Genomic DNA, 5,869 nt, shown 5'->3' on the forward strand with positions numbered 1-5,869 from the left:
CGCTGCTTTGCGTACTAGCACTGCCAGAATCTGAGTCGGAGTCACTTGAGGAAGAGCTTCCTCCACTTGAGTTTTGAGTAATTTGTCCAGAGCTAACGCGCGTCTCACTATCGCCGTTTCGGTTTACATTCAGATAGTTTATTTGAAAGATCTGGGTACGAAGCCCGGCAGGGAAGACCTTTATAAGTCGGCCTGACTCCTCATATTCATAACCATAGATATCTTTGGCAATGCTCATCACTTCAGATACCGTTACATCCCTGAGTTGCAAGCTAATACTGCCACTAACATCAGGATGAACAACCATATTTTTATTTGTACCGTCTACAAGGCCGGCAAAGAAATCCCGTGCCGGAACATTGTTCACGCCAATATCAAAGCGCGGCTCAATTTTTCCTATTGCACTATTGTAATTACCAATTTGTGGCGTTAGTGCGTCAACAACAGCAAGCGGCACTTCTTCATTCGCATGGGGAGATAAAGGCTCATTCTGCTCATCAAGCGCCTCATCCAAGGTATCGTTTATCTGATCAACCGCCGACGTGGTGTTCGCGGTTGGTGTCTGGAGCAGCGCATTTTTATTCGCACAGGCAGATAGAATTAAGCACATACAAAATGCCAGTAAACTGTGGGCACCTTGTTTTGTTACTTGATACGAGCCTTTTGACCTTACCATGTTGTTCTCACTTCTGTACTTTTGAGCCTGCCACAATCATGTAGCTATAGGCTTTATATCGCAGACCAAACCTTAGCTTAGGCCCGCTTAAAGTTATTTTCGAATTTGTTTGATTTTATTGAGGTGCAAAACGACTTCTCTTCCGTCATACACCAACGAGACAGACTCCGACGAAATTCTTCTTACTTTCGCACCGGAAACAAAGTCTCCTTCATACACTTTTTTGCCATTGATCATTGCTCGGCGGTTATCCCCTGCGCTCATTATATAGTTGAGAGAGAAGTTCGGCATACGGCGCTTGGTTTTCGCGGCAGCCTTTCTCTTTTCCCCATACGGCGCTGTTGGGTCAGACAAGACCTCACCGCCAGGCAAACTATAAGTTTGTTTGGCGGACAGCGACAATGAAGCGCTTAAGCATAAGCCAAACACTAATACTAAAGAGCTCTTGTAAATTGTAGTTTTAAACACCGATCCAGTCCTCTTCCAGGCTCAGAGTACTGAGCTGAACTTTTATCGTCGCATTAGGGTACCGATCAACTTTATAACTCAGCATTCTCCAGTAAAAGCCGCTCAAGCTTTCTAATTGCTGTAAATATTCAACCGTCTGGAAATAAGTTCCTCGCAATTCCATTTCAAAGCCATGCGTAAATATAACCGCCTGAGGCTCTGCAGAAATGGCGCTATCATTAGTCTTATCTGATTCGTCTGTGGTACTCCCCAAACTCACGTTCAAGGGCTCTACCGGTAGATTTTTGGCACTTAGCAAGCTCAAGCCTTTGTAGTCAGATAAGACCTTTTTCATAAGGTTTGCCATATCTTCAGGCGCAACCAGGTTACTCATACGCTGCCCTATCTTTAAACGTAAGCCCTGCAGGCGCTCTTTTAATTGTTCTTGCTCTTGCCTTAGTGCTGCATTCGGGTCGTGAGCCAAAGCTGAAGTCAGCTCACTGAGCCGATTACTTTGCTCAACAGTTTCTTGTGTCAACGATGCTTTGTTGGCTAAGTTAGCTTTGTGCTTTTTTTCATAATCAGCGAAGCCTGTCTGCAGCCAAATAAAAGCAATGATCACCACAGCAGTACCCGCCATAATTGCCCGTTCTCTAAGGCTTAGGTCGGCTGTTTTATCACGTAGTTCGTACCATTTCTCAAGGTTCATTTCTGGCCTCCTTCTTGTTCTACAGAAGAACCAGCCGAGTCTTTAGCATAGTTGAGTATTGCTTCACTGCTATCAAGACGAGAAAGTAACACCTCAGGTGCTGCAGTGTGCTCTTCAGAGCGCAAAGAGAAATTCAACCAATGTCTCTTCCCTTCGTGTTTTTCAAGTTCAAACAATGTAAATGTACGCCCCAGGAGGCTGTCTTCCTGACGAAGCTTTTGCAAATACTCGGGCACCAAGTCACCGTTCAGGGTAATGCCTTCAATATGCATCTCCTTTCCTGAGGAGCCAATAATTATTGAGTTCAACCATAGTTTATCTAAGTTCTGGCGTGCAAGTGAGAGCAGAATATTAGAAAAGCCTTCATCATCTTTAACTACAACCGTATCTAGCATTTCGATCATTCGTTGACGAGCTTCAGCTTTAGCGTGCAAACGCTGATTAGCGGCGACTAATGACTCATCTTTTCTCATGCGTTTAGCTTTAACGCTTAGTGTTTCAAGGCGCTTTGCCATTTCTTCATTCTTTGATTTGATTACTTCAAGCTCTTGAGCTTCCTGCTTTAAGCTATGGCTAAGCCACAAGCTGACACCAATGAGCAAGAGCAAGGTGACAACAGGCAGAAGTATAATTTGTTCGAGTGGTAACTTTACGCGTTTTGGTTTGAAAGCGTCGGTATAGAGGTTTACTTGTTGCATATTGCTCTACCCCTCTCTCAATGCACTGGCGAGCGCGACAAAAGCTTGAATTTCTTCAAGGCCCAGATTTGCCTCGTCCTGCATAAACAAGGACATATCAAGCGGTTCGACTCTGGCGCCAATACTACCACCAAGCATATTTGCTAATGGCATATTGGGTGCAGGGCCCATCAGTGCAACCGTTTGCGGAGGAACTTGAGCCATCTGGCTTTCAAAGTAATCAAATGAGCGCTGGATTTCTAAAGATAATTGCTGAATAACCGAGTTTTGCTGCGCGACATCGTTCAGCGCTTGTAAAGAAAAGTCAAAATGCCTGGAAAAGTAAAGCGTGTCACCTTTAACCAACACAATCATTCCAGCACCGTGACGAAGATATAAAACCGCAACGGGTCTTTGATCATCATCTGCTAGTCGCAAGGCAATATTCCTAATCGCTAGCTCTGAGATCTCAATTGTTTCTAGTTCCAAACCAGACTTATTGACGAGATTCACGGTATCCTGGATTAAAGCTGACCGACTGGAAACAACATTCACCTGTTCCGGACGTCCTTTTAGGGCATCCTGAGGAAAATCATAGACATCCAGCACCGCATCGTTTACGTCATAGTCGAGTAGGTCTTTTAGCTTCCAGCGAACGGCATCGACGAGTTCACTCTCTTCAACTTTTGGCTTCTCGATAGGGTAAACTCGATACTGATCTGCCGGCAAAACGACGCGACAAGTTGCACCGTCGAGGCCATGCTCTTCAACAAGTGACTCCAGCACTGATACACGCTCTGCCGCATTGCACTCACGATAATCACACAATGTAATGAGCGCATTTTTGCCTTCATTTTTCGAAGCGACAGCAAGAGCTATACCGCTGGAGCGAACTTCCAGCCCTACTACTTGAGCTTTCGATTTCTTTTTAAATAGCGAAAACAAATACCTGCCCCTAGATCTAAATAAGCCCCTGAATCGGAGCGCCACCAGCCTTTTTAAAGCTTTTAGTTAGAATAGTTCAGTAAGTTACTGTTTGCAAAAGTTTTATACCACATAGAATTCAACATTAAGACCCAGACTCAGCAGCAGCGAATTTTAAAACTGTAAATGCAAAAATCCCCACCAAAGGCGGGGATTTTTTACTTACTCTGATGCCTGCACAAAATTTGCGGCATACATAAGAAGCTTAGAAGCAACTATTAAACAAGGTTTCGCCATTTAAGCCCTGCTTCTCAAGGATATCTCTGAGTCGCTTAAGTGCTTCAACCTGAATCTGACGAACTCGCTCGCGAGTTAGACCAATCTCTTTACCAACCTCTTCCAAGGTGCTCATACGGTAGCCACGAAGACCAAAGCGACGAGAAAGAACTTCTTGCTGCTTACCAGACAACTGATCCAACCAGCCATCAATGCTACCTTTAAGGTTACTATCCTGCAGCAACTCTGCAGGATCAGACGCTGACTCATCAGCAACTGTATCTAGTAATGATTTGTCGCTACTGCCGCCGATAGGCATATCAACAGAGGCAACACGCTCGTTCAAGCCCAACATGCGCTTAACATCAGCAACAGGCTTATCAAGCAAATCTGCAATTTCTTCTGGCGATGGCTCGTGATCAAGTTTTTGAGTCAACTCACGTGCAGCACGCAGATATAAATTCAGCTCTTTTACTACGTGAATAGGCAGACGAATTGTACGCGTCTGATTCATGATTGCGCGCTCAATAGTTTGGCGAATCCACCATGTTGCATAAGTAGAGAAGCGGAAACCACGTTCTGGGTCAAATTTCTCAACTGCGCGAATTAGGCCTAAATTACCCTCTTCAATCAGGTCAAGTAGAGTCAAACCACGATTAACATAGCGACGTGCGATCTTTACAACGAGTCGCAAGTTACTTTCAATCATTCTCTTACGCCCGGCCGCATCACCTTTCTGCGCCAAGCGAGCAAAATAAACTTCTTCTTCTGGGGATAAAAGCGGAGAAAATCCGATTTCATTCAAGTACATTTGTGTCGCATCAAGCTGACGGTATGACTGACTTTCTGATGAGCGACCGTCTATGCCTGTCTTCTTAGCTTTCTTTTTCGCGGTTATCGGAGTGACGACTGTCTCAGCCTCTTCCTCAAAACCCCAACTTTCAGTCGTTGTCTCTTCTGATTCAACGCCATCAATTTCTACTACATCGTCAAAGTACGCTTCTCTTTCTGCTGACATCTGTCTTGCCTCGCTTTTTATTGTTTGCTCATCAAGATCCTTGATGATGCAACCTAGCTGTTTAAATAAATACGCTACCAGCCTCGCAACTGGCATTTTTCCCTTTTAGGATAGTTTTATCTCGCAGGCAGATATTTCATTGGGTCAACCGGCTCACCATTGCGCCGAATTTCAAAATGAAGCATTACCTGTTTTGAGTCAGAGCTCCCCATCTCTGCGATCTTGCGACCTTTTATTATTTTTTGTCCTTCTTTAACTAGTATCCGCTGGTTATGTGCATAAGCGCTGAGGTAAGTTTCATTATGATTTATAATTACCAAGTTTCCGTAGCCTAACAAGCCATTGCCTGCATAAACTACTTCTCCATCAGCGGCCGCATATATTGGCGAACCCAAATTGCCGGTAATATCGACCCCCTTATTGAGAGTCGTACCCGCAGACTTCCCTTTGCTCATTCCACTTGAACGGGAAGTTCCTACAGAACCTTTTACAGAATACATGGCAAGTATCGGGCCAAGATGAGGCCACTGCCAATTTATGTTCTTGATGTGCTTGGTTTTTTTATCTCTTGTTACGCTTTTACCATTCTGCATAGTTTCTTTACGTTCTGTTACATTCCCTCTTCTCTTAGACCCTGATTTTGATATTTTCAAGTTCGATTTCTGTGAGTTTTTGCGACGTTCTAAATTTATTTTTTGCCCCGGCACAATCACATAGGGCGACTTTATTCCATTCTCTCTCGCCAACTCCTTCATCTCACGGCCATAGCGCCATGCGATGGCATATAAGGTATCTCCCTTACGTACAACATGCTGCCCAAAGTAGACTGGAGGGTTAAAGTTTTTATCTAGATATATTGATGGAGAGGTACAGGAGGCCAGAAGGAATAGCGTTAAGATACAAAACGTTACAAAAGCAAGAGGCCGCCTATTTTTTAAACACGCCAAATTACAAAGCGGATAAAAAGTAAACAATTCGACAAACCTCTCCATAACATATAGCTATAATATTTTTTTATTTAATTCTTTTTACTTCTTTAACTTAATGAAGAATATTAAGTTACTTAGCTAAGTCATTCATCTTCTATCTTATTCGCTCAGAATATAAGCAAATTAAACGTTACCGCAAAATACACCAGTGTT

At 43.7% G+C, this 5,869-nt stretch carries 7 protein-coding genes; all 7 read right to left on the bottom strand.

Translation table 11 applies throughout. The features are described from left to right. A partial coding sequence (locus tag A3756_RS17110; RefSeq protein ID WP_197481362.1) for a secretin N-terminal domain-containing protein occupies positions 1–610 on the bottom strand: 610 nt, incomplete at its 3' end. A gap of 159 nt (positions 611–769) precedes the next feature. Beyond that, entirely contained in the window at positions 770–1,144 is a 375-nt protein-coding gene (locus A3756_RS17115; protein WP_068511623.1) for a general secretion pathway protein GspB, read from the bottom strand. Beyond that, complete coding sequence (locus A3756_RS17120) at positions 1,137–1,832, bottom strand: hypothetical protein (protein WP_068511626.1); 696 nt, start codon at positions 1,830–1,832, stop codon at positions 1,137–1,139. Before A3756_RS17120 ends, A3756_RS17115 begins: the two co-directional genes overlap by 8 nt. Next, a complete protein-coding gene (locus tag A3756_RS17125; protein WP_068511629.1) occupies positions 1,829–2,530 on the bottom strand; it encodes a hypothetical protein in 702 nt (233 codons plus the stop codon). Before A3756_RS17125 ends, A3756_RS17120 begins: the two co-directional genes overlap by 4 nt. A 6-nt stretch (positions 2,531–2,536) precedes the next feature. Continuing rightward, on the bottom strand, positions 2,537–3,454 hold the full coding sequence (locus tag A3756_RS17130) for a hypothetical protein (RefSeq protein WP_082865326.1): 918 nt from the start codon (positions 3,452–3,454) through the stop codon (positions 2,537–2,539). Between the two features lie 244 nt (positions 3,455–3,698). Next, positions 3,699–4,727, bottom strand: a complete 1,029-nt coding sequence (gene rpoS / locus A3756_RS17135; protein ID WP_068513624.1) for an RNA polymerase sigma factor RpoS — start codon at positions 4,725–4,727, stop codon at positions 3,699–3,701. Between the two features lie 116 nt (positions 4,728–4,843). Beyond that, positions 4,844–5,719 (bottom strand): peptidoglycan DD-metalloendopeptidase family protein, encoded by an 876-nt coding sequence (locus A3756_RS17140; RefSeq protein WP_082865327.1) that lies wholly within the window; start codon positions 5,717–5,719, stop codon positions 4,844–4,846. Positions 5,720–5,869: the final 150 nt, after the last annotated feature.

It is taken from the genome of Oleiphilus sp. HI0086, from assembly GCF_001635225.1.

Coding starts and splice junctions, on each gene's coding strand:
- A3756_RS17120 (WP_068511626.1), bottom strand. CDS start 1,832: ATGAACCTTGAGAAATGGTACGAACTACGTGATAAAACAGCCGACCTA.
- A3756_RS17125 (WP_068511629.1), bottom strand. CDS start 2,530: ATGCAACAAGTAAACCTCTATACCGACGCTTTCAAACCAAAACGCGTA.
- rpoS (WP_068513624.1), bottom strand. CDS start 4,727: ATGTCAGCAGAAAGAGAAGCGTACTTTGACGATGTAGTAGAAATTGAT.
- A3756_RS17140 (WP_082865327.1), bottom strand. CDS start 5,719: ATGGAGAGGTTTGTCGAATTGTTTACTTTTTATCCGCTTTGTAATTTG.